The following is a 19515-nucleotide window of genomic DNA, read 5'->3' as shown; positions in this document are numbered from 1 at the left end:
AGGCAGGCAAAGGAGCATGTCATGGACCGTCAGGAATTTGAGGCCAGCTTGCAGCGTGACGGGTTTGCCACTGCCGTCCAGGTGGAACGGTTGGCGGGTTACAGCCTCGGCGAGCACCAGCATCCCTTCGATGCGCGAGCGTTCATCCTCGGCGGCGAAATCACACTGACCGTGGGCGGCGTCGCCACAACTTACAAAGCGGGCGATATTTTCCGCCTTGCGGCAGGCACCGTGCATCTTGAAAGCGCCGGGCCCGCCGGCGTGGTTTATCTTTCCGGCCGCAAGGAGGCGGCTTCCTCATGACGCGTCCTTTCAAGGTATTGGGTATCCAGCAAATCGCCATCGGTGCCCCCAGCAAGGACCGCCTGCGCACGCTGTGGGTGGACATGCTGGGACTGGAAGTCACCGGCAACTTCGTCAGCGAACGCGAGAACGTGGACGAAGACATCTGCGCCATCGGCAGCGGCCCGTTCAAGGTCGAGGTCGACCTGATGCAGCCGCTGGACATGGACAAGAAGCCTGCCGTGCACACCACGCCGCTCAATCACGTGGGCCTGTGGATAGACGACCTGCCCAAAGCCGTGGAATGGCTGACGGCCCAGGGCGTGCGTTTTGCGCCCGGCGGTATCCGCAAAGGGGCCGCGGGTTTTGACATCTGCTTTTTGCATCCCAAGGCCAGCGACGAATTTCCGATTGCGGGTGAGGGCGTGCTGATCGAGATGGTTCAGGCGCCGCCTGAAGTCATCAAGGCCTTCGCGGCCCTGGGGTAAACGCGGAGAGGCCAGGGAGCGGGCCCGGCCGCCCCTGGATGAGGGCGCGCTTAAGCCCTCTTTTTCCTCAATTGGCCGCCGCGCAATTCTTCACAATGGTTTCAAGAGAAGCGCAGCCTGTGCTTCCACCTGAAGAAGACTCTCTGATGAATCCCGGCACGCTGTTGAATCCTGGCATCCGGCTGCTCCGTCGCCTGCAGCTTGGGGGGAAGCTCGCGTGGCTTGCGGTTTTGTCGGCCCTGCCGCCTTTGCTCGTCGTGCTGCAGTTCACGCTGGCATCCAGGCCGGCTGAGGGCCTGGCTGCGCTGGCAACGGCATGCGGCTTGATCCTCGCGCTGCTGCTTTACTTTCTGCTCGCCTTCCGTTGCGTGATGGCCGACGGCATCGATCAGCTGGCCAGGGCCACGGGCAAGATGGTGGCCGGCGATTTGCGCCTCGAGCCCGCAGGCCGCGGCGCCGACGAGTTGGGCCGCCTGCTGGCCTCCACGTCCGCACTCAGCCACACACTCTCGGGCATGGTGGCCAATGTGCGCAGCAACGCGGCATTTGTGGCGCATTCGGGCCAGAGCATGGCCAGAGGCAACCGTGAGCTGTCGGACCGTACCGAACAGCAGGCCGCCAACCTGGAGCAGACGGCGGCCAGCGTCGAACAGCTGTCTTCCACCGTCCGGGACAACGCCGGCAGGGCCGGCCAGGCCAATCTGCAGGCAGCCCAGGTGCGGGACCTGGCGGAGGCCGGCGCCTCGGCCATGACCGAGGCCGTCGCTTCCGTGGAGGCTATTCATGGCGGCGCCAGGCGCATGGACGAGATCGTCGGCGTGATCGACAGCCTGGCTTTCCAGACCAATATCCTGGCCCTCAATGCCGCGGTGGAGGCTGCCCGAGCGGGCGAGTCGGGCCGTGGTTTCGCGGTGGTGGCCGCCGAGGTGCGCTCGCTTGCCAAACGGTCGGCCGAGTCGGCGAAGGAAATCCGCCAGCTGATTGGCGAGTCTTCGCGCCAGGTGGAGGCCAGCGTGCAAACCATACGCACGGCGGGAAGCAGCATCACGCACATGGTTTCCGGCATCCGCGACGTGGCGACCAATATGGCGCAGATTTCGAAGTCCAGCACCGAGCAAAGCGCCAGCCTGGGCGAAATCACGACGGCGGTCCGGCAGCTCGACAAAATCACCCAGGACAACGCGCAGATGGTGGAGCGCGCCGTGGCACAAGCCACCAGGCTTGAGGGACGGGCAAGCACCCTGGTCCAGTCGGTGGCCGGCTTCAGGCTGCAGCAGGGATCGGCCGAGGAGGCGTGTGCCATGGTGGGGCGGGCCATCGCGCATGGCCGCAACATGCCCAGGGATGTTTTCCTGCGCGACCTCACCAACCCCGCCAAGGGTTTCCATGACCGCGACATGTATGTCTTTGCGCTGGACAGCCGCGGCACCTACCTGGCGTTTGGCGGCAACCCGGCCAAGCTGGGCACACGCGTGCAGGACATCCCCGGCATTGACGGGCAGGGGCTGCTGGAGGCCATTGTTTCGCAGGCCGGCGAGGAGCCGGGCTGGGTCGAGTACGACATCACCAACCCGGCCACGGGCAAGGTCCAGACCAAGATGTCATTCGTGCAGCAGGCCGGCGACATCTTCGTGGGCTGCGGCGTCTACAAAAACATCGTGTCAGCCTGAGGCGGCGGGGCCGCGCTTGGCGCGGGCGCGTGCCAGCGCGGCTTCGATCACGGCGCGCTTGCGCTCGGCGCTGCCGTCATCGGTTGACGAGGCGGATGCGGGAGCGGCCGGCCTGTCTTCTGCTTGGAACTGCTGGGCGCTTTCGGTGGTTGGCTGCGGGATTGCGGCGCTTTCCTTGGGGTAACGCCGGCCGTGAAGCTCATAGCGGCTGCGCGCCGTGTCGGCTTGCTGCGGCGACCACGCCTCCCAGCCGGTGCGCGCGCCGGTGATGTTTTCGAGGCTGATGCAGTCGACCGGGCATACCGGGATGCACAGCTCACAGCCCGTGCACCAGGGCTCGATCACGGTATGCATCATCTTGTTGCTGCCCATGATGGCGTCGGTCGGGCAGGCCTTGAGGCACAGAGTGCAGCCTATGCACCAGTTCTCGTCGATGACGGCCATGGCGCGCGGGCCTTCCGTTCCATTGGCGGGATTCAGGGGCCGGACGGGCAGGCCGGTGATGGTCGCAAGGCGCTGAACGCCTTCGGCGCCGCCCGGCGGGCACTGGTTGATCGCGGCGTCGCCGGAGGCCATGGCTTCGGCATACGCCGAGCAGTCGGGGTAACCGCAGCGGGTGCACTGGGTCTGGGGCAGGGCGGCGTTGAGTCGCTCTGCCAGGCGGGAGGCTATGGGGGAAGTCACCGGCCTATTGTCCTACCAGTCATGGCCCCAGGGCCTGCCGCTAGCGGCGTGTTCAGGCCTGTTTGCTGCGCGCGGTCTTTTTTGTCGCCGGCTTTGCAGCGGGCTTGGCGGTGGATTTGGCGGCAGGCTTTGCCGCTGCGGCCCGTTTCGCCGGAGCAGAAAGCTTGTTGTTCTCCAGAATAAAAGCCTTGACCTGCGGGTACACAATGTCGCGCCAGCGGCGGCCGCTGAAGATGCCGTAGTGGCCCGCGCCCTTGACTTCGAGGTGCTTTTGCAGGCCCTTGGGGATGTTGTAGCAAAGGCTGTGGGCCGCCTCGGTCTGTCCCGAACCGGAGATGTCGTCGAGTTCGCCTTCGACGGTGAAGTGGGCCGTGGTCTTGATGTCCTGGGGACGCACGCGCTCAAGTTCGCCGTCCACATTCTTGACGTCCCAGTTGCCGTTCACCAGCTTGAATTCCTGGAACACCGTCTTGATGGTTTCCAGGTAGTAATCGGCGTCCATGTCGAGCACGGCGTTGTATTCGTCGTAGAACTTGCGGTGTGCCTCGGCGCTGGCGTCGTCACCCTTGAGCAGGTCCTTGAAGTAGTCGTAATGGCTGCTGGCGTGGCGGTCGGGGTTCATCGCGACGAAGCCGGTGTGCTGCAAAAAGCCGGGGTAGACGCGGCGGCCGGCGCCCGGGAAGTTGCTGGGCACGCGGTAAATCACATTGTTTTCAAACCACTCGTAGCTCTTGTTCATGGCCAGGTTGTTCACGGCCGTGGGCGATTTGCGCGCATCGATGGGGCCGCCCATCATGGTCATGCTCAGCGGGGTGGTCTCGCCGCGCGAGGCCATCAGCGACACCGCCGCCAGCACCGGCACGGTGGGCTGGCAGACGCTGATGACGTGGCAGTTGCCGTAAATGCCCTGGATGTGGCGAATGAACTCCTGCACGTAGTTGACGTAGTCGTCCAGGTGGAAGGAGCCGTCGGACAGCGGAACGGTGCGCGCGTTTTTCCAGTCGGTGATGTAGACCTTGTGGTCCTTGAGCATGGTGCGCACGGTGTCGCGCAGCAAGGTGGCGTAGTGGCCGGACAGCGGCGCCACGATCAGCACCGCGGGCTCGCCTTTCAGGCCTGTCAGCGTGGCGGGGTCGTCGGTGAAACGCTTGAAGCGGCGCAGTTCGCAAAAGGGTTTGTCGATTTCCACTCGTTCGTGGATGCTGACATCGGTGCCGTTGACGTCGATGGTCCGGATGTCAAAGGCCGGTTTTTCATAATCCTTGCCGAGCCGGTAAATCAGGCTGTAACCGGCCGCCACGCGCTGGGCGAAGGGGTTTTGCCCGAGCGGCGACAGGGGGTTGCCGTAGAGCTTGGCGGCAGCCTGTGCGAAGTCAACAAAGGGCTCCATCAAGGTGCGCTGGGTTTCATAGACTTGGTACAGCATCGGGGGTCAACCTTGGTTATGTCGTTATGAAGTAAAACGTAGTATGTTGCAGTGCAATATAACAGGCGGGCGCCGCACTGATTTGAGGATAACCACCAATTCCGGGCGCTTTTCACGGGATTGGTGCCAAAGCGCCACGCAGGCGGGCCGGGGCTTGTTTACCGATAAACCGCCGCCACCTGCAAAACTGTAGGAACACTTACCATTCTGCCTCCGGCCAGCGGTTTTGCCGACCCTCTGGGACCGCAGACCCGAACAGGAAACAACAACATGCTCCCCACTATTGACGCCTCCGCGCTGGACCGACTGGCCTCCCTGAAGAAATCCGACAGGATGCCGGTGCTTTTTGTGGGCCACGGCAGCCCCATGAACGCCATCGGCGACAACGAATACCGGCGCAGCTGGCAGGCGCTGGGCGCCGAATTTGGGACGAAATACCCCAAACCGCAGCTGATTTTGTGCATTTCCGCCCATTGGCTGACCGAAGGCTGGTGGCTGACCGGCATGGACAAGCCCAAGACCATCCACGACTTCGGCGGTTTTCCGCAGGAGCTGTTCGACCAGCAATACCCCGCGCCCGGTGATCCGGCCGCCGCGCAGGCCATCAGCCAGCTGGTGCGCCAGCGGGCCTCGGCGCCGCTGGGCATCGATGAAGGCGAATGGGGGCTGGACCACGGAGCCTGGTCGGTGCTCAAGCCCATGTTCCCGGATGCGGACATTCCGGTGATCCAGCTCAGCATGGACTACGGCCGCGCACCCGAGGACCATTACGCGTTGGCAAAACAGCTCAAGGCCTTGCGCGAGCGCGGGGTGCTGGTGGTGGCCAGCGGCAACATCGTGCACAACCTGCGCCAGATGCAGCGCGGCGCGACGGGCAGCCAGGCCTACGATTGGGCGCTGGAGTTCGACCAGATCATCGGTGGCTACCTCCAGCAGGGCAACCTCGACGCGCTGCAGAACTTCCAGAAGCTGGGCCAGGTCGCCAAAATGGCGCACCCCACCCATGAGCACTACCTGCCCTTGCTGTATGCGGCCGGCGCCGCCGACGGGAAGGAGCCCATGCGCTTTTTCAACACCAGCTTTCAGGCTGGGTCGATCTCCATGCGCTCGGCGGTGTGGGGTTAGGCGTTCAGGTGCTCATCCGCAGCCAGGGCCAGCGCTCTTGGTAGGCCCTGGCCTTCTTTTCAAACAGCGGCAGGTGAGGGCACAGCGGATTCGGTCCGAGCCGGCCCTGGTACAGGTCGTCCAGGCTGTTGGGCGCATAAAGCTCAAGGCCTGAGCTACCCGCCTTCACGCCCACACAGGTGCTGGTGACCAGGAAACGGTCAATGCCGTCCCGGGAACTGCGCAGGGCAGGGTAGGGAAAACCGAAGTAATCCTGGTACCAGGTATGGACCCGGGCCTGGTTTTTCGCCTCCACGGTGATGCCCTGGCCGGCAAAGCAGGCCAGGACCCGCTCGTTGACCCGTGCCTCCGCCGCCTCCGAAAGATCGGCGGGGTCGAAGTAGAACAGGTCGTAGTCCTTGATGTGGGCTTCGGGCGGGTTGCCTGAGCGCAGGTTCCAGACAGTCTGGAAGAGGCAGCCCGCGACCAGCCAGGCATCCGGCAGGCCCAGGGCGGGCAACTGCGCCAGGATGCGCTGGTTGTGGCGGTTTTGCAGGACGTCCCGGATGAAGACATCCGGGCTGGCAGGCTCAGAAGGCGTCAGGGGAATCAGACGACCTTGGCAATCGACGCGCAGACGTAGTCGATGTTCTTGCTGTTGAGCGCGGCCACGCACATGCGGCCGGTATCGGTGCCGTAGACGCCGAATTCATTGCGCAGGCGCACCATCTGGTCCTTGCTGAGGCCGGAATAGCTGAACATGCCGATCTGGGCGGTGATGAAGCTCATGTCTTCCTTGACGCCGGCGGCCTTCAGGCCGTCCACGAGTTTTTGGCGCATGGCCTTGATGCGAACACGCATTTCGCCCAGTTCCTGCTCCCATTGGGTGCGCAGCGCCGGCGTGTTGAGCACCATGGCCACCACCATGCCGCCGTGGATCTGCGGGTTGCTGTAATTGGTGCGAATGACCAGCTTGAGCTGCGACAGCACACGGTCGGCTTCTTCTTTGGACTCGCAGAGCACCGACAGGGCGCCCACGCGTTCGCCATAGAGGCTGAAGCTCTTGGAAAAGGACGTCGACACGAAAAAGCTCAGGCCGGCGGCCACAAACTTGCCGATGACGGCACCGTCTTCCGCAATGCCGTGCCCAAAGCCTTGGTAGGCCATGTCGAGGAAAGGCGTCAGCTTGCGCGCCTTGACGGCGGCGATCACCTGGTCCCACTGGGCGGCGGTGATGTCGTAGCCGGTCGGGTTGTGGCAGCAGGCGTGCAGCACGACGATGGTGCCTTCGGCTGCGGCATTGAGGGCGGCGAGCATGCCCTCGAAGTTGATGCCGCGCTTGGCTGCGTCGTAGTAAGGATAGCTTTCAACGACAAAACCGGCCTGGCTGAACAGCGCGCGGTGGTTTTCCCAGCTTGGGTCGGAAATCAGCACCTTGGCATTGGGGCTGAGCTTCTTGAGGAAGTCGGCGCCCACCTTGAGGCCGCCGGTGCCGCCTATGCCTTGCACGGTGGCAACGCGGCCGCTCTTGACGGGCTCGCTGTCAACGCCGAACACCAGGCCTTTGACGGCGGCGTCGTAGGCGGCGATGCCGTCGATCGGCAGGTAGCCGCGGGCCTTGGGGTCGGCCATCATCTGTTTCTCGGCCGCCTGCACGCACTGCAGCAGGGGGAGTTTGCCGTTGTCGTCGTAGTACACGCCTACGCCCAGGTTGACCTTGGCGGGATTGGTATCGGCATTGAACTGCTCATTCAGGCCCAGGATGGGGTCACGCGGGGCCATTTCGACAGCGGTAAACAAAGACATGAAATATCCTCAGAGAAGTGAAAAGAAGGCGAAAGCGATGATCGGGGATTCAGGCCACGGATTTAGGTCACAAGCTGACCGGAAAAAAGGCTACAAGAGGTATCAAAAGGCGATCCGGCGGCGATGGGGGATTGCAATTCCCATTTTCGGCCGAATGTCGTATTCTGTTTGGTTGCCCTGAATTTTAACGGGGCTTGATCGAGGTTTTATGCCAGAAGCTATAGAAGTCATAACCGAGGTGGCAGGTTCGGCCCCCGGCGAGGGCCAGTTCATCCGTTTCCCGGATTCGCCGTTCGAATTGTTCCAGCCCTATCCGCCGGCGGGCGACCAGCCGCAGGCGATTGAGCAGCTGGTAGAGGGCGTCAACGACGGCGAGGTGTTCCAGACCCTGCTGGGCGTGACCGGTTCGGGAAAGACCTTCACCATGGCCAATGTGATCGCCCGCCTGGGCCGCCCGGCCATTGTGTTTGCGCCGAACAAGACGCTGGCGGCGCAGCTGTACAGCGAATTCCGCGAGTTTTTCCCCAAGAACGCGGTTGAATACTTCGTCAGCTATTACGACTATTACCAGCCTGAGGCCTACGTGCCGCAGCGCGACCTTTTCATTGAAAAGGACTCGGCCATCAACGAGCACATCGAGCAGATGCGCCTGTCGGCCACCAAGAGCGTGCTGGAGCGGCGCGACACCATCATCGTCGGCACGGTCAGCGCGATTTACGGCATAGGCGCGCCGGAAGATTACACGCAGATGCGCTTTATCGCGCGCATAGGCGACAAGATGGGCCAGCGCGACGTGATCGCGCGGTTGATCCGCATGCAGTACACGCGCAACGAGCAGGACTTCGCGCGCGGCACTTTCCGGGTGCGCGGCGATGTGATCGACGTCTTCCCGGCCGAGCATTCCGAGCTGGCCATACGCATCGAACTGTTCGACGACGAGATCGAATCGCTGCAACTGTTCGACCCGCTGACGGGCCGCATCCGCCAAAAAATCCCGCGCTTTGTGGTCTATCCCAAGAGCCACTACGTCACGCCGCGCGACAAGGTCATGACGGCGGTGGAAACCATCAAGCTGGAGCTGTCCGAGCGCGTGGCACAGTTCATCGCCGACGGCAAGCTGGTGGAGGCCCAGCGCATCGAGCAGCGCACCCGTTTCGACCTGGAAATGCTCAGCGAAATCGGCCACTGCAAGGGTATCGAGAACTACACCCGCCACCTGAGCGGTTCGCCGCCGGGATCGCCGCCCTCGACACTATGCGACTACCTGCCCAAGGACGCGCTGATGTTCCTGGACGAAAGCCACGTCATGATCGGCCAGCTCAACGCCATGTACAACGGCGACCGGGCGCGCAAGACCACGCTGGTGGAATACGGTTTTCGATTGCCCAGCGCGCTGGACAACCGGCCGCTGAAGTTTGAGGAGTTCGAAGCCAAGATGCGGCAGGCGATTTTTGTCTCGGCAACGCCCGCGGCCTACGAGCAGGAGCACGCCGGCAAAGTGGTGGAGCAGGTCGTCAGGCCGACCGGCCTGGTCGACCCGCAAGTCGAAGTGCGGCCGGCCACCCATCAGGTCGACGACGTGCTGCAGGAAATCCGCATCCGGGTCGAGAAAAACGAGCGGGTGCTGATCACCACGCTGACCAAGCGCATGGCTGAGCAGCTGACCGACTATCTGAGCGACAACGGCGTCAAGGTGCGCTACCTGCACAGCGACGTGGACACCGTCGAGCGCGTGGAAATCTTGCGCGACCTGCGGCTGGGCGCTTTTGACGTGCTGGTCGGCATCAACCTGCTGCGTGAGGGCCTGGATATTCCAGAGGTGTCGCTGGTGGCCATCCTGGACGCCGACAAGGAGGGTTTTTTGCGCGCCGAACGCAGCCTGATCCAGACCATAGGCCGGGCCGCCCGCAACCTGAACGGCCGTGCCATCCTGTATGCCGACCGGATCACCGATTCCATGAAAAAAGCCATGGGCGAGACCGAGCGGCGGCGCAACAAGCAGATCGCCTTCAACCTCGAGCACGGCATCACGCCACGCAGCGTGGTCAAGCGCATCCGTGACCTTATCGACGGTGTCTACAGCGAGAAATCGGGCAAGGAAGCCGAAAAGCTCGAGATGCAGAAGGCGCTGGTCGAGGACATGAGCGAAAAGGACATCGCACGCGAAATCAAGCGCCTGGGAAAGCAGATGATCGAACACGCCAAGAACCTGGAGTTCGAGAAAGCCGCCCGGGTCCGGGACCAGCTGCACAGCCTCAAGGAGCAGGCTTTCGGCGCCCCTGGCACCGACAACGTGCCGCCCGTGACCGTTGCGGGCCAAGCCCGGCTCTGAGCCGCAACCGCGCCAGTGCAGCCCCTCATCGCACCATATTGGTGCAACGAGGGGCTGGGTCTACGGGTTAGCCCCATGTTTTTGGCGCCGCCAGCGGGAAAAACCCTGCTTGTGTTATACTTGACGAAAACAGTCAAGAACAATACCAGAACAACAAAAAAGCCCCCGCGATACCGGTTGACTGACCTGGGCGGCTGGAGGAAGAGTTCCCTGTAAGCCACAAGCTTGCAGGGTGAAAACGACAGTCAAGCCATTTAAAGGAGCTTGTTATGCGCCTCACAACCAAAGGCCGCTTTGCGGTCACCGCGATGATTGATTTGGGACTGCGCCAAAACAACGGCCCGGTCACCCTGGCTGCGATCAGCCAGCGCCAGCAGATTTCCCTTTCTTACCTCGAACAGCTCTTCGGCAAGCTGCGCCGCCACGAACTGGTGGAATCCACCCGTGGCCCCGGCGGCGGTTACACCCTGGGTCGCAAGGCTTCCGAAATCACCGTGGCCGACATCATTGTGTCGGTGGACGAGCCTATCGATGCCACCCAGTGCGGCGGCAAGGAAAACTGCCTGGGCGAAGGCGGCCGCTGCATGACGCACGAGTTGTGGGCATCGCTGAACAGCCGCATGGTGGAGTTCCTGGATTCCGTGACCCTGCAAAAACTGGTCGAAGACCAGCTTGCCAAGGGCGTGGTGATCGAGAACACCCCCCAGGTGAAAAAAGCCATTTTCACGGCGCCGGCGGTCAAGCCGATTCGCGTGAACGCGCCGAACTCGGTCTTTGCCCTGGGCAATGCATTTTCCAAATCCTGATGGATCCAGGCCGGGCGTTCGCCCGGCTTCATCCCTTTGTGAACTGAAGCATTGACCCTTGATCGCGCTGCCAGCCAGCCCGTGAATTAAAAAAGCTAGCCACATGGACACCCCACACTTTCCCATCTACATGGACTACAGCGCCACGAACCCCTGCGACCCGCGGGTGGTGGACGCCATGATTCCCTGGTTGCGCGAACACTTCGGCAACCCCGCTTCCCGCAGCCACGCCTGGGGCTGGGAGGCGGAAGCCGCCGTCGAGAAGGCGCGGAGTCAGATCGCCGACCTTATCGGTGCCGACCCTCGCGAGATCGTCTGGACCAGCGGCGCCACCGAGTCCAACAACCTGGCACTCAAGGGCGCGGCCCATTTCTACAAAACCAAGGGCAAGCACATCATCACGGTCAAGACCGAGCACAAGGCCGTTCTTGACACCTGCCGCGAGCTGGAGCGCCAGGGTTTTGAAGTGACTTACATGGACGTGCAGGCCGACGGCCTGCTGGACCTGGAAGCCCTCAAGGCCGCTATCCGCCCCGACACCATCCTCGTCAGCGTCATGTTCGTCAACAACGAAATCGGTGTGATCCAGGACATCCCGGCCATTGGCGCCCTGTGCCGTGAAAAAGGCATCATCTTCCATGTGGACGCCGCCCAGGCAACCGGCCGCATCGACATCGACCTGGCCACCTTGCCGGTCGACCTGATGAGCCTGACTTCGCACAAGACCTACGGCCCCAAGGGCATTGGCGCCCTGTACGTGCGCCGCAAGCCGCGTGTGCGCCTGGAAGCGCAAATGCACGGCGGCGGCCATGAGCGCGGCATGCGTTCGGGCACGCTGCCCACGCACCAGTGCGTGGGCATGGGCGAGGCCTACCGTATCGCCAAGGCCGAGATGCACGAAGAAAACAAGCGCATCCGCGCCCTGCACGAGCGCATGCTCAACGGGCTCAAGGATGTGGAAGAGGTATTCCTCAACGGCCATGCCGACAAGCGCGTTCCGCACAACCTGAACATGAGCTTCAATTTCGTCGAAGGCGAGTCGTTGATCATGGGCATCAAGGGCCTGGCGGTTTCCAGCGGTTCGGCCTGCACTTCGGCCAGCCTGGAGCCAAGCTATGTGTTGCGCGCCCTGGGCCGCAGCGACGAACTGGCGCACAGCAGCCTTCGCATGACGATTGGCCGCTGGAGCACCGAAGAAGAAATTGACTACGCGGTCGCCACCATCAAGGAAAACGTGGCCAAACTGCGCGAACTGTCTCCCCTGTGGGAGATGTTCAAGGATGGTGTTGATTTGTCCACCATCCAGTGGGCCGCCCACTGAGCGGCACGTCGAACAGCTTAAAGAGGTAAACAAAATGGCATACAGCGAAAAAGTGGTGGACCACTATGAAAACCCCCGCAATGTTGGCTCTTTTGAAAAGGGCGACGAATCGGTAGGCACCGGCATGGTCGGCGCGCCGGCTTGCGGCGACGTGATGAAGCTGCAGATCAAGGTCAACCCGCTGACGGGCGTGATCGAAGACGCGCGCTTCAAGACCTACGGCTGCGGCTCCGCAATCGCTTCCAGTTCGCTCGTGACCGAGTGGGTCAAGGGCAAGACGCTGGACGAAGCGGCCAGCATCAAGAACAGCGCTATCGCTGAAGAGCTGGCCCTGCCGCCCGTCAAGATTCACTGCTCCATCCTGGCGGAAGACGCCATCAAGGCCGCTGTGAACGACTACAAGCAAAAGCACGCGCACTGATCAACGCATTCCCGTCACCTGTTTCATTTTCGAGTGATTTAAATGTCCGTAACCCTCACTGATGCAGCCGCCCGGCACGTGACCCGCTACATGACCAAGCGCGGCAAGGGTGTCGGCGTACGCCTGGGTGTCAAGACCACCGGTTGCTCCGGTCTGGCTTACAAGCTCGAATACGCCGACGAGATCGCGCCGGAAGACGTTGTGTTTGAAGACAACGGCGTCAAGGTGCTGGTCGACCCGAAAAGCATGGCCTACATCGACGGCACCAAGCTGGATTTTGTCCGTGAAGGCCTGAATGAGGGTTTCAAGTTCATCAACCCCAACGAGCGCGACCGTTGCGGCTGCGGCGAAAGTTTCCGGGTTTGACGGGCGAGCGGTCTTACGCGTGCTGCACCCTTACCGAAGCCGCCTCCACTGATTGTGCTGGCGGCTTTTTCTCGGCATGAATCTTCAATCCAATGACTTCGAGCTTTTCGGTGTGCCCCAGCGCTTCGCGCAGGATCGCGCCGTGCTGGATGCGCGCTGGAAGGACCTGCAGCGCGAGGCGCATCCCGACAAGTTCGCCGCCCAGGGCGCGGCGGCGCAGCGAGTGGCCATGCAGTGGTCGGTGCGCATCAATGAAGCCTACCAGCGCCTGAAGGACCCGCTCAAGCGCGCCAGCTACCTGTGCGAACTGAATGGCGCGCCCATCAACGCCGAAAACAACACGGCCATGCCGCACGATTTTCTGGTGCAGCAGATGCAGTGGCGTGAGGCGCTCGATGAAGCCGAGACGGCCGGGGATTTTGAAGAGATCGCCTCGCAGGCCGCCATGAATGGGCGCGAGAAGCTGTCAAAGATAGAGCAACTGCTGGACATGGACAGGGATTTCCCCGCAGCCGCCCGGCAGGTTAGAAGCCTTATGTTTATTGAGCGCTTTGCCAGCGAGGTTGATGCGCGCATCGACCAGCTGGGACAATAAAAGCATTACAGAGAAGTACAACGACCGCGCATGGCACTCCTGCAAATCTCCGAACCCGGCCAGACGCCTGACCCGCACCAGCGGCGCATAGCGATCGGCATTGACCTGGGCACCACGCATTCGCTGGTAGCCAGCGTGCGTAGCGGCGTGTCCGAATGCCTGCCCGACGAGCAGGGAAGGGTGCTGCTGCCGAGCGTGGTCCGTTATCTTGAGGGCGACAAACGCCAGATCGGTTATGAAGCCCTGGCGGCGCAGGTGGATGATCCGCGCAACACCATTTCTTCCGTCAAGCGCCTGATGGGCCGTGGCATCCATGACATTGGCGGCCGCGCCCAGTTGCCTTATGAGTTGAACGACAAGCCGGGCATGGTCACGCTGCAGACCGTCGCCGGCGAAAAAAGCCCGGTCGAGATCAGCGCCGAGATCCTGGCCACGCTGCGTTACCGGGCCGAAGACACTTTCAACGACGACATCTACGGCGCCGTGATCACCGTGCCGGCCTACTTCGACGACGCCCAGCGCCAGGCCACCAAAGACGCCGCGCAACTGGCCGGCCTGAACGTGCTGCGCCTGCTCAATGAACCCACAGCGGCCGCGATTGCCTACGGCCTGGACAACGCCAGCGAAGGCGTTTACGCCGTCTATGACCTGGGCGGCGGCACCTTCGACATTTCCATCCTTCGGCTGACGCAAGGTGTCTTCGAAGTGGTGGCTACCGGCGGCGATTCGGCACTGGGTGGTGACGATTACGACCGTGCGCTGGTCGACTGGGTGCTGGCCAAGGCAGGCCTGGCAGCGGAAACGCTCACGCCCTCCGACAAGGCGGCCCTGCAGCGCGCCGCGCGCAGCTGCAAGGAGGCCCTGTCGGCCGCAGACCCCGTGCCTTTTTCGGTGCAGTTGGCCAAGGCCCTCGTCAACTTCGAGATGAAGGCCGAAGACTTCGAAACCGCGACGGCCCACCTGACCCAACGCACGCTGGCGGCTGTCCGCAAGGCCTTGCGCGACGCCAAGCTGGCCAAGGAAGATATCCAGGGCGCAGTCCTCGTGGGCGGCTCCACGCGCATGCCCCAAGTGCGCAAGGCGGTCGCCAGCTTCTTCGGCCGCGAGCCGCTGGTCAACCTCAACCCCGATGAAGTAGTGGCGCTGGGCGCGGCCATTTCCGCCAACCAACTGGCCGGCAACAACACCGGCGACGAGCTGCTGTTGCTGGACGTGATTCCTTTGTCGCTGGGCATTGAAACCATGGGCGGGCTGGTTGAGCGCATCGTGCCGCGCAACCAGACCATTCCCACGGCCATGGCGCAGGACTTCACCACCTACCAGGACGGCCAGACGGCCCTGGCCCTGCATGTGGTGCAAGGCGAGCGCGACCTGGTGGCCGATTGCCGCAGCCTGGCTCGCTTCGAGCTGCGCGGCATCCCGCCCATGGTGGCCGGCGCCGCGCGCATCCGCGTGACCTTTACCGTCGATGCCGACGGCCTGCTCAGCGTGAACGCGAAAGAGCAGGTCAGCGGCGTCGAGGCACGCATTGACGTGAAGCCTTCCTACGGCTTGTCGGACGAAGACATCGCGCGCATGCTGCAGGACAGCTTTTCTACCGCCCAGCAGGACATGAATGCCCGCGCCCTGGCCGAGGCCCGGGTCGATGCGGACCGCATGATCCTGGCCACGCAAAGCGCCCTGGCGGCGGACGCCGATCTGCTCAGCCCCAATGAGCGCGCGCAGATCGACAGCCTCATCGTCGGCCTGGCCGACACGCGTGCGCACGGCGACGCGGCCGCGATAGAAGCGGCCACCCAGGCGCTGGCCAAGGGCACGGAAGCCTTTGCCGCCCAGCGCATGAACCGGGGCATCAAGCAAGCCTTGGCCGGCAAAAACATCGAGGCCGTCTGAATCGACTGACAACCATGCCCATCATCAAAATACTGCCTCATCCCGAATACTGCCCCCAGGGTGCTGAAATCAGCGCACCGGCCGGCACCTCGATCTGCGAAGCCCTGCTCGACAACAAGATCAACATTGAGCATGCTTGCGACCTGAGCTGCGCCTGCACGACCTGCCACGTGGTTGTGCGCGAAGGCTTTAATTCGTTGAACGAGCTCGACGAAAGCGAAGAAGACCTGCTGGACCGCGCCTGGGGCCTGGAGCCCAATTCGCGCCTGAGCTGCCAGGCCTTCCTGGCCCAGTCCGACGTGACGGTGGAGATACCCAAATACTCCATCAACCACGCCAAAGAAAACCACTGAGTTTTCAGGTGAAGCCGGGCGGGGTCTGCCCTGTCCGGAGGCGATAATCCAGCCATGCGCCAAATTGTCCTGGACACTGAAACCACCGGTCTTTCCGCTGAAAACGGCGACCGCATCATCGAAATCGGTTGCGTGGAGCTGGTGGCCCGCAAGCTCACCGGCAACAACCGCCACTTCTACCTGAACCCCGAGCGCGACAGCCATGAGGATGCGCTCAAGGTTCACGGCATCAGCAATGAATTCCTGAAGGACAAACCCAAGTTCTCGGCCGTGGCCGAGGAGCTGCTGGAATACCTGCAGGACGCTGAGATCATCATCCACAACGCGCCCTTTGACGTCAGCTTCCTCAACAAGGAGCTCGAACTCATAGGTCGGCCACCCATCAAGCATTGCGTGGCCAAGGTCACCGACAGCCTGATGATGGCCAAGGAGCTGTTTCCCGGCAAACGCAACTCGCTGGACGCCCTCTGCGACCGCCTGGAGGTCGACAATTCGGGCCGGACCCTGCACGGCGCCTTGCTGGACGCCGAACTGCTGGCCGACGTCTACATCAACCTGACCCGCGGGCAGAATGCGCTGGTGATGGACGTGGATGAGAGGGCCCAGGAAGGCCAGGTCTCGGCGCCGCAGATAGACCTGAGCACGTTTGAGCTGCCTTTGCTGGCGGCCAACGACCAGGAGGCCGCCGAACACGAAAAGCTGCTGGCCGAAATCGACAAGTCCAGCAAAGGCAAGACGGTCTGGCGCGCCCTGGCTGCCTGAATTGAAGCGCATTCCGGGGGCAGATCGAAAAATCGGCCCAAAACACCATATAATCATAGGCTGACCGATAGGGCGGTTAGCTCAGGGGTAGAGCACTGCATTCACACTGCAGGGGTCGCAAGTTCGAAACTTGCACCGCCCACCAGAATTTGACGAACAAAAGGCCAAGTCTTGCGACTTGGCCTTTTTTTCATTTCGGCGCCAATCGGCGCCGTTTTTCATGGATTTAGAGGACTTCGCTCGCGAAATCGGCCAGGCGTGAGCGCTCGCCGCGTGCCAGCGTGATGTGCCCGCCATGCGGCCAGCCCTTGAAGCGGTCGACGGCAAAAGTCATGCCCGAGGAGCCTTCGGTCAGGTAAGGTGTGTCGATCTGCGCCAGGTTGCCCATGCAGATGATCTTGGTGCCCGGGCCCGCCCGCGTGATCAGCGTTTTCATCTGCTTGGGCGTCAGGTTTTGCGCCTCGTCGATGATCACGTACTTGTTCAGGAAAGTGCGGCCGCGCATGAAGTTCATGCTCTTGACCTTGATCCGCGAGCGGATCAGCTCGTTGGTGGCGGCGCGGCCCCATTCACCCGAGCCGCTGTCGGTTTTGCCCAGCACTTCCAGGTTGTCGTCCAGCGCGCCCATCCAGGGGCCCATTTTTTCCTCTTCGGTGCCGGGCAGGAAGCCAATGTCCTCGCCCACGCTTACCGTGGCCCGCGTCATGATGATTTCGGTATAGCGGCGGTCGTCGAGCACCTGCGTGAGGCCGCTGGCCAGCGCCATCAGCGTCTTGCCCGTGCCGGCCGTCCCGGCCAGGGTGACGAAGTCCACCTCCGGGTCCATCAGCAGGTTCATGGCGAAGTTCTGTTCGCGGTTGCGCGTGGTGACGCCCCAGACGGCATTTTTGAGGTGGTTGTAGTCCTTCAAGGTCTTCAGGACGGCGGTTTTGGCCCGGATTTCCGTCACACGGGCATACAGGGGCGGCTCTCCGGGGGCCTCAAAGAACACAAACTGGTTGATCAGCAGGCTGCCCACGATGGGTCCCGTGATGCGGTAGAAGGTGTGGCTGCCTTGCTGCCAGCTTTCGATGGTCTTGCTCTGGCGCGTCCAGAAGTCCGCCGGCAGGGCCAGCGAACCGGAGTACAGCAGGTCGCCATCTTCCAGGGTTTTGTCGTTCTGGTAGTCGTCGGTTGCCAGGCCAAGGGCGCGCGCCTTGACGCGCATATTGATGTCCTTGGACACCAGAACCACTTCGCGCGGTGCGTATTCCTTGCGCAGGGCCTCGACCACCCCCAGGATTTGGTTGTCGGCCTTGCCCTGCGGCAGGCTCATGGGCAGCGTGTAATCCAGCGGTTTGGTCTGGAAAAACAGGCTGCCGCCGGCCTCGGGATGGCCTGTGGTGTCCAGCTTCAGGCCCTTGGCGATATCGGCGCCCTGGGCGCCTGCCAGCGCGTCCAGCGTGCGGCTGGTCTGGCGGGCATTGCGCGCCACCTCGGTCATGCCCTTTTTGTGGCCGTCGAGCTCCTCGAGCACGATCATGGGCAGGAAGATGTCGTGTTCCTCAAACCGGAACAGGCACATCGGGTCGTGCATCAGCACATTGGTGTCGAGCACAAACAGCTTCGCAGGGCCGGTGCGTTTGGCCTTCTTGGGTTTGGCCGCCGGTTGCGGCAGGGCAATGCTCTCTCTTTTATAGCTGGCGGGAGCCGGTTTTCCGGGGTGAGCGGCTTCCTTTCCTTTAAAAGCCGAAGGATGGCTGCCTTCACCCGCCGCCCGGCTGTCAAACAGGTCCATCACCGGGGGCTTCTGGGCGGATTCAGCACTTTCCGTTTTTCGTACGACTTTTGAAGGCGAGCGGGCTGGCGCGTCAAGCGCATCAGGGGAGAGCAGGGCGGCACGTTTGGTCGGGGCGGGGGGCAGGGGCATAGTGCTTAAGACTCTCTAAAAAAAGAAGGGTTCCAGAAGCGAAAAAGCCGCCTTGAAACCAGGGCGGCTTTTTCTTTTGGCGCAGTTGCGAGTGTCAACAGCATGAGTTCATTATGCACAACTCAAGTGACAGGGCAATCCTTTGTTGCTAACTGGCCTCAATATGGTTTCAGGCGGCCTTTTTGAGGGCTTTGACGGCTTTCAGCACGTCGTCCACATGGCCGGGCACTTTCAGTCCGCGCCATTCCTCTTTGAGCAGGCCGTCGGCGCCCACCAGGAAGGTGCTGCGTTCGATGCCTTTGACCTTTTTGCCGTACATGATCTTGTTTTTGACCACGCCGAACATGTGGCACATTTTTTCTTCGGTGTCCGCAATCAGCTCGAAAGGGAGCTCAAGCTTGGACTTGAACTCGTCGTGGGACTTCATGTTGTCGCGGGAGACACCGAATACGGTGGCGCCGGCCTTGACGAAGTCCTTATAGCGGTCACGGAACTGCATGGCTTCCGTGGTGCAGCCCGGCGTGTTGTCCTTGGGATAGAAGTACAACACCACGACTTTGCCCAGGTGGGACTGGTTGGAAACCTTGATGCCGCTGGTGGCGATCGCTTCAAATTCGGGGAGTGGTTTATTGACGACGACTGCCATACTGAGTAGACCCTGACGAAAGTAGTTGTAATTAGCCGCGCCTTTTGGCAAACGGCCCAGGATTTCCATCCCGGGATGTACTGCCAAGTGCAACCCTAGATTTTACCCTGAAAGAGAGGGCATTTCAGCCTTCTGTTCCTTCTGTTTCAATCAGCAGGGCGGCAATCACTTGCCGGCCTTCACCCGCGAGGATGTTGTAGGTTCGGCAGGCCGCAAGCGTGTCCATGGTTTCAACGCCAATGCGGTGCTCCATCAGGACGCGCAAAAACGCAGGGGGCACAAAGCGCAGGCGGGCCCCGCTACCGAAAATCACGAGCTCGGGCCGGGTTTCGGCCAGCAAGGCGAAATGGTCCGCGGTCAGCAGTTCAAAGCGCGCGCAGTTCCAGTCGAATTTCTCGCCGCGTGAGCCGATCACCACGCTGTGCTCTATCTTTTCCGCCACCCCGTCGCGCCCCAGGCCCACCCAGCCGGGGCCGTAGCCGAGGATGGACTGGACGTCGAGGCGGTCTGGCTGAAGTTTCATGCGGAGGGTCCGGGCGTTGTGAAGGCGTGGTGCGGCTGTGCGCGGGGTTTTGCGTGCTGGTGTTTGCCAGCGAAAACCTTCTTTTATGTGGTCAAATTATAGATTCCGCCCGAATTCCCCGCCGCAGC

At 62.2% G+C, this 19515-nt stretch carries 20 protein-coding genes and 1 tRNA gene; 14 read left to right on the top strand and 7 right to left on the bottom strand.

All coding sequences use genetic code 11. From position 1 onward, the window contains the following. The first annotated feature begins 21 nt into the window (after positions 1 to 21). The 3 genes from AC1D1Y_RS09265 (at position 22) to AC1D1Y_RS09255 (ending at position 2440) form a co-directional block, all read left to right on the top strand. The gene (locus AC1D1Y_RS09265; RefSeq protein WP_477682076.1) at positions 22 to 303 is read left to right on the top strand and encodes a cupin domain-containing protein; all 282 of its coding nucleotides are present in this window, start codon (positions 22 to 24) and stop codon (positions 301 to 303) included. Beyond that, positions 300 to 770 (top strand): VOC family protein, encoded by a 471-nt coding sequence (locus AC1D1Y_RS09260; RefSeq protein WP_477682075.1) that lies wholly within the window; start codon positions 300 to 302, stop codon positions 768 to 770. The genes AC1D1Y_RS09265 and AC1D1Y_RS09260 overlap by 4 nt, the downstream gene beginning before the upstream one ends. 146 nt (positions 771 to 916) lie before the next feature. Further along, complete coding sequence (locus tag AC1D1Y_RS09255) at positions 917 to 2440, top strand: methyl-accepting chemotaxis protein (protein WP_477682074.1); 1524 nt, start codon at positions 917 to 919, stop codon at positions 2438 to 2440. Here the strand turns inward: AC1D1Y_RS09255 and rsxB are convergent. Further along, complete coding sequence (rsxB, locus tag AC1D1Y_RS09250; RefSeq protein WP_477682073.1) at positions 2432 to 3124, bottom strand: electron transport complex subunit RsxB; 693 nt, start codon at positions 3122 to 3124, stop codon at positions 2432 to 2434. The two genes, AC1D1Y_RS09255 and rsxB, sit on opposite strands and share 9 nt — an antisense overlap. A 52-nt stretch (positions 3125 to 3176) precedes the next feature. Next, entirely contained in the window at positions 3177 to 4550 is a 1374-nt protein-coding gene (locus AC1D1Y_RS09245; RefSeq protein WP_477682072.1) for a polyhydroxyalkanoate depolymerase, read from the bottom strand. 270 nt (positions 4551 to 4820) lie between these two features. Between AC1D1Y_RS09245 and ygiD the strand changes: the two genes are divergently transcribed. Beyond that, complete coding sequence (gene ygiD / locus AC1D1Y_RS09240) at positions 4821 to 5675, top strand: 4,5-DOPA-extradiol-dioxygenase (protein ID WP_477682071.1); 855 nt, start codon at positions 4821 to 4823, stop codon at positions 5673 to 5675. Positions 5676 to 5679: 4 nt separating this feature from the next. Here the strand turns inward: ygiD and AC1D1Y_RS09235 are convergent, their stop codons facing one another. Then, entirely contained in the window at positions 5680 to 6264 is a 585-nt protein-coding gene (locus AC1D1Y_RS09235) for a nucleotidyltransferase family protein (RefSeq protein ID WP_477682120.1), read from the bottom strand. Beyond that, the gene (locus AC1D1Y_RS09230) at positions 6264 to 7460 is read right to left on the bottom strand and encodes an amino acid aminotransferase (protein WP_477682070.1); all 1197 of its coding nucleotides are present in this window, start codon (positions 7458 to 7460) and stop codon (positions 6264 to 6266) included. Before AC1D1Y_RS09230 ends, AC1D1Y_RS09235 begins: the two co-directional genes overlap by 1 nt. 208 nt (positions 7461 to 7668) lie before the next feature. Here AC1D1Y_RS09230 and uvrB point away from each other — a divergent pair, with 208 nt between their 5' ends. The 10 genes from uvrB to AC1D1Y_RS09180 all read left to right on the top strand — a co-directional run bounded on the left by uvrB (position 7669) and on the right by AC1D1Y_RS09180 (position 16454). Then, a complete protein-coding gene (gene uvrB, locus AC1D1Y_RS09225) occupies positions 7669 to 9792 on the top strand; it encodes an excinuclease ABC subunit UvrB (RefSeq protein WP_477682069.1) in 2124 nt (707 codons plus the stop codon). Between the two features lie 269 nt (positions 9793 to 10061). Further along, positions 10062 to 10598: a Fe-S cluster assembly transcriptional regulator IscR gene (gene iscR / locus AC1D1Y_RS09220; protein ID WP_092128187.1), complete on the top strand. Its 537-nt coding sequence runs from the start codon at positions 10062 to 10064 to the stop codon at positions 10596 to 10598. A gap of 103 nt (positions 10599 to 10701) precedes the next feature. Beyond that, positions 10702 to 11919: an IscS subfamily cysteine desulfurase gene (locus AC1D1Y_RS09215; protein ID WP_477654668.1), complete on the top strand. Its 1218-nt coding sequence runs from the start codon at positions 10702 to 10704 to the stop codon at positions 11917 to 11919. 34 nt (positions 11920 to 11953) lie between these two features. Continuing rightward, positions 11954 to 12340 (top strand): Fe-S cluster assembly scaffold IscU, encoded by a 387-nt coding sequence (iscU, locus tag AC1D1Y_RS09210; RefSeq protein ID WP_411879498.1) that lies wholly within the window; start codon positions 11954 to 11956, stop codon positions 12338 to 12340. 42 nt (positions 12341 to 12382) lie between these two features. Continuing rightward, positions 12383 to 12706: an iron-sulfur cluster assembly protein IscA gene (gene iscA, locus AC1D1Y_RS09205; protein WP_074575253.1), complete on the top strand. Its 324-nt coding sequence runs from the start codon at positions 12383 to 12385 to the stop codon at positions 12704 to 12706. A 76-nt stretch (positions 12707 to 12782) separates the two neighbouring features. Next, positions 12783 to 13301: a Fe-S protein assembly co-chaperone HscB gene (gene hscB, locus AC1D1Y_RS09200; protein ID WP_477682068.1), complete on the top strand. Its 519-nt coding sequence runs from the start codon at positions 12783 to 12785 to the stop codon at positions 13299 to 13301. 30 nt (positions 13302 to 13331) lie between these two features. Next, complete coding sequence (hscA, locus tag AC1D1Y_RS09195) at positions 13332 to 15194, top strand: Fe-S protein assembly chaperone HscA (protein WP_477682067.1); 1863 nt, start codon at positions 13332 to 13334, stop codon at positions 15192 to 15194. Between the two features lie 14 nt (positions 15195 to 15208). Beyond that, positions 15209 to 15547, top strand: coding sequence for an ISC system 2Fe-2S type ferredoxin (fdx, locus tag AC1D1Y_RS09190; protein ID WP_436154118.1), 339 nt, complete (start codon positions 15209 to 15211; stop codon positions 15545 to 15547). Positions 15548 to 15601: 54 nt separating this feature from the next. Next, the gene (gene dnaQ / locus AC1D1Y_RS09185) at positions 15602 to 16309 is read left to right on the top strand and encodes a DNA polymerase III subunit epsilon (RefSeq protein ID WP_477682066.1); all 708 of its coding nucleotides are present in this window, start codon (positions 15602 to 15604) and stop codon (positions 16307 to 16309) included. Positions 16310 to 16379: 70 nt separating this feature from the next. Further along, positions 16380 to 16454: transfer RNA gene (locus AC1D1Y_RS09180), tRNA-Val, on the top strand. Positions 16455 to 16535: 81 nt separating this feature from the next. Here the strand turns inward: AC1D1Y_RS09180 and AC1D1Y_RS09175 are convergent. The 3 genes from AC1D1Y_RS09175 to AC1D1Y_RS09165 form a co-directional block, all read right to left on the bottom strand. Then, entirely contained in the window at positions 16536 to 18218 is a 1683-nt protein-coding gene (locus AC1D1Y_RS09175; RefSeq protein ID WP_477682065.1) for a PhoH family protein, read from the bottom strand. 169 nt (positions 18219 to 18387) lie between these two features. Continuing rightward, entirely contained in the window at positions 18388 to 18864 is a 477-nt protein-coding gene (locus AC1D1Y_RS09170; RefSeq protein ID WP_477654673.1) for a peroxiredoxin, read from the bottom strand. A gap of 124 nt (positions 18865 to 18988) precedes the next feature. Next, positions 18989 to 19387 carry an Mth938-like domain-containing protein gene (locus AC1D1Y_RS09165; protein WP_477682064.1) on the bottom strand — a complete coding sequence of 133 codons (399 nt, stop codon included), beginning with the start codon at positions 19385 to 19387 and terminating at the stop codon, positions 18989 to 18991. Positions 19388 to 19515 lie beyond the last annotated feature (128 nt).

This window comes from Polaromonas sp. P1_G1, assembly GCF_056405595.1.
The sequence above is the reverse complement of the archived record's forward strand: the minus strand, read 5'-3'. Positions and strand labels throughout refer to the sequence as shown.

Excerpts from the sequence above, each read along its gene's own strand:
- AC1D1Y_RS09265 (WP_477682076.1), top strand. The coding sequence starts at position 22 with ATGGACCGTCAGGAATTTGAGGCCAGCTTGCAGCGTGACGGGTTTGCC.
- AC1D1Y_RS09260 (WP_477682075.1), top strand. The coding sequence starts at position 300 with ATGACGCGTCCTTTCAAGGTATTGGGTATCCAGCAAATCGCCATCGGT.
- AC1D1Y_RS09255 (WP_477682074.1), top strand. The coding sequence starts at position 917 with ATGAATCCCGGCACGCTGTTGAATCCTGGCATCCGGCTGCTCCGTCGC.
- AC1D1Y_RS09245 (WP_477682072.1), bottom strand. The coding sequence starts at position 4,550 with ATGCTGTACCAAGTCTATGAAACCCAGCGCACCTTGATGGAGCCCTTT.
- ygiD (WP_477682071.1), top strand. The coding sequence starts at position 4,821 with ATGCTCCCCACTATTGACGCCTCCGCGCTGGACCGACTGGCCTCCCTG.
- AC1D1Y_RS09230 (WP_477682070.1), bottom strand. The coding sequence starts at position 7,460 with ATGTCTTTGTTTACCGCTGTCGAAATGGCCCCGCGTGACCCCATCCTG.
- uvrB (WP_477682069.1), top strand. The coding sequence starts at position 7,669 with ATGCCAGAAGCTATAGAAGTCATAACCGAGGTGGCAGGTTCGGCCCCC.
- iscR (WP_092128187.1), top strand. The coding sequence starts at position 10,062 with ATGCGCCTCACAACCAAAGGCCGCTTTGCGGTCACCGCGATGATTGAT.
- AC1D1Y_RS09215 (WP_477654668.1), top strand. The coding sequence starts at position 10,702 with ATGGACACCCCACACTTTCCCATCTACATGGACTACAGCGCCACGAAC.
- iscU (WP_411879498.1), top strand. The coding sequence starts at position 11,954 with ATGGCATACAGCGAAAAAGTGGTGGACCACTATGAAAACCCCCGCAAT.
- iscA (WP_074575253.1), top strand. The coding sequence starts at position 12,383 with ATGTCCGTAACCCTCACTGATGCAGCCGCCCGGCACGTGACCCGCTAC.
- hscB (WP_477682068.1), top strand. The coding sequence starts at position 12,783 with ATGAATCTTCAATCCAATGACTTCGAGCTTTTCGGTGTGCCCCAGCGC.
- hscA (WP_477682067.1), top strand. The coding sequence starts at position 13,332 with ATGGCACTCCTGCAAATCTCCGAACCCGGCCAGACGCCTGACCCGCAC.
- fdx (WP_436154118.1), top strand. The coding sequence starts at position 15,209 with ATGCCCATCATCAAAATACTGCCTCATCCCGAATACTGCCCCCAGGGT.
- dnaQ (WP_477682066.1), top strand. The coding sequence starts at position 15,602 with ATGCGCCAAATTGTCCTGGACACTGAAACCACCGGTCTTTCCGCTGAA.
- AC1D1Y_RS09175 (WP_477682065.1), bottom strand. The coding sequence starts at position 18,218 with ATGCCCCTGCCCCCCGCCCCGACCAAACGTGCCGCCCTGCTCTCCCCT.
- AC1D1Y_RS09170 (WP_477654673.1), bottom strand. The coding sequence starts at position 18,864 with ATGGCAGTCGTCGTCAATAAACCACTCCCCGAATTTGAAGCGATCGCC.
- AC1D1Y_RS09165 (WP_477682064.1), bottom strand. The coding sequence starts at position 19,387 with ATGAAACTTCAGCCAGACCGCCTCGACGTCCAGTCCATCCTCGGCTAC.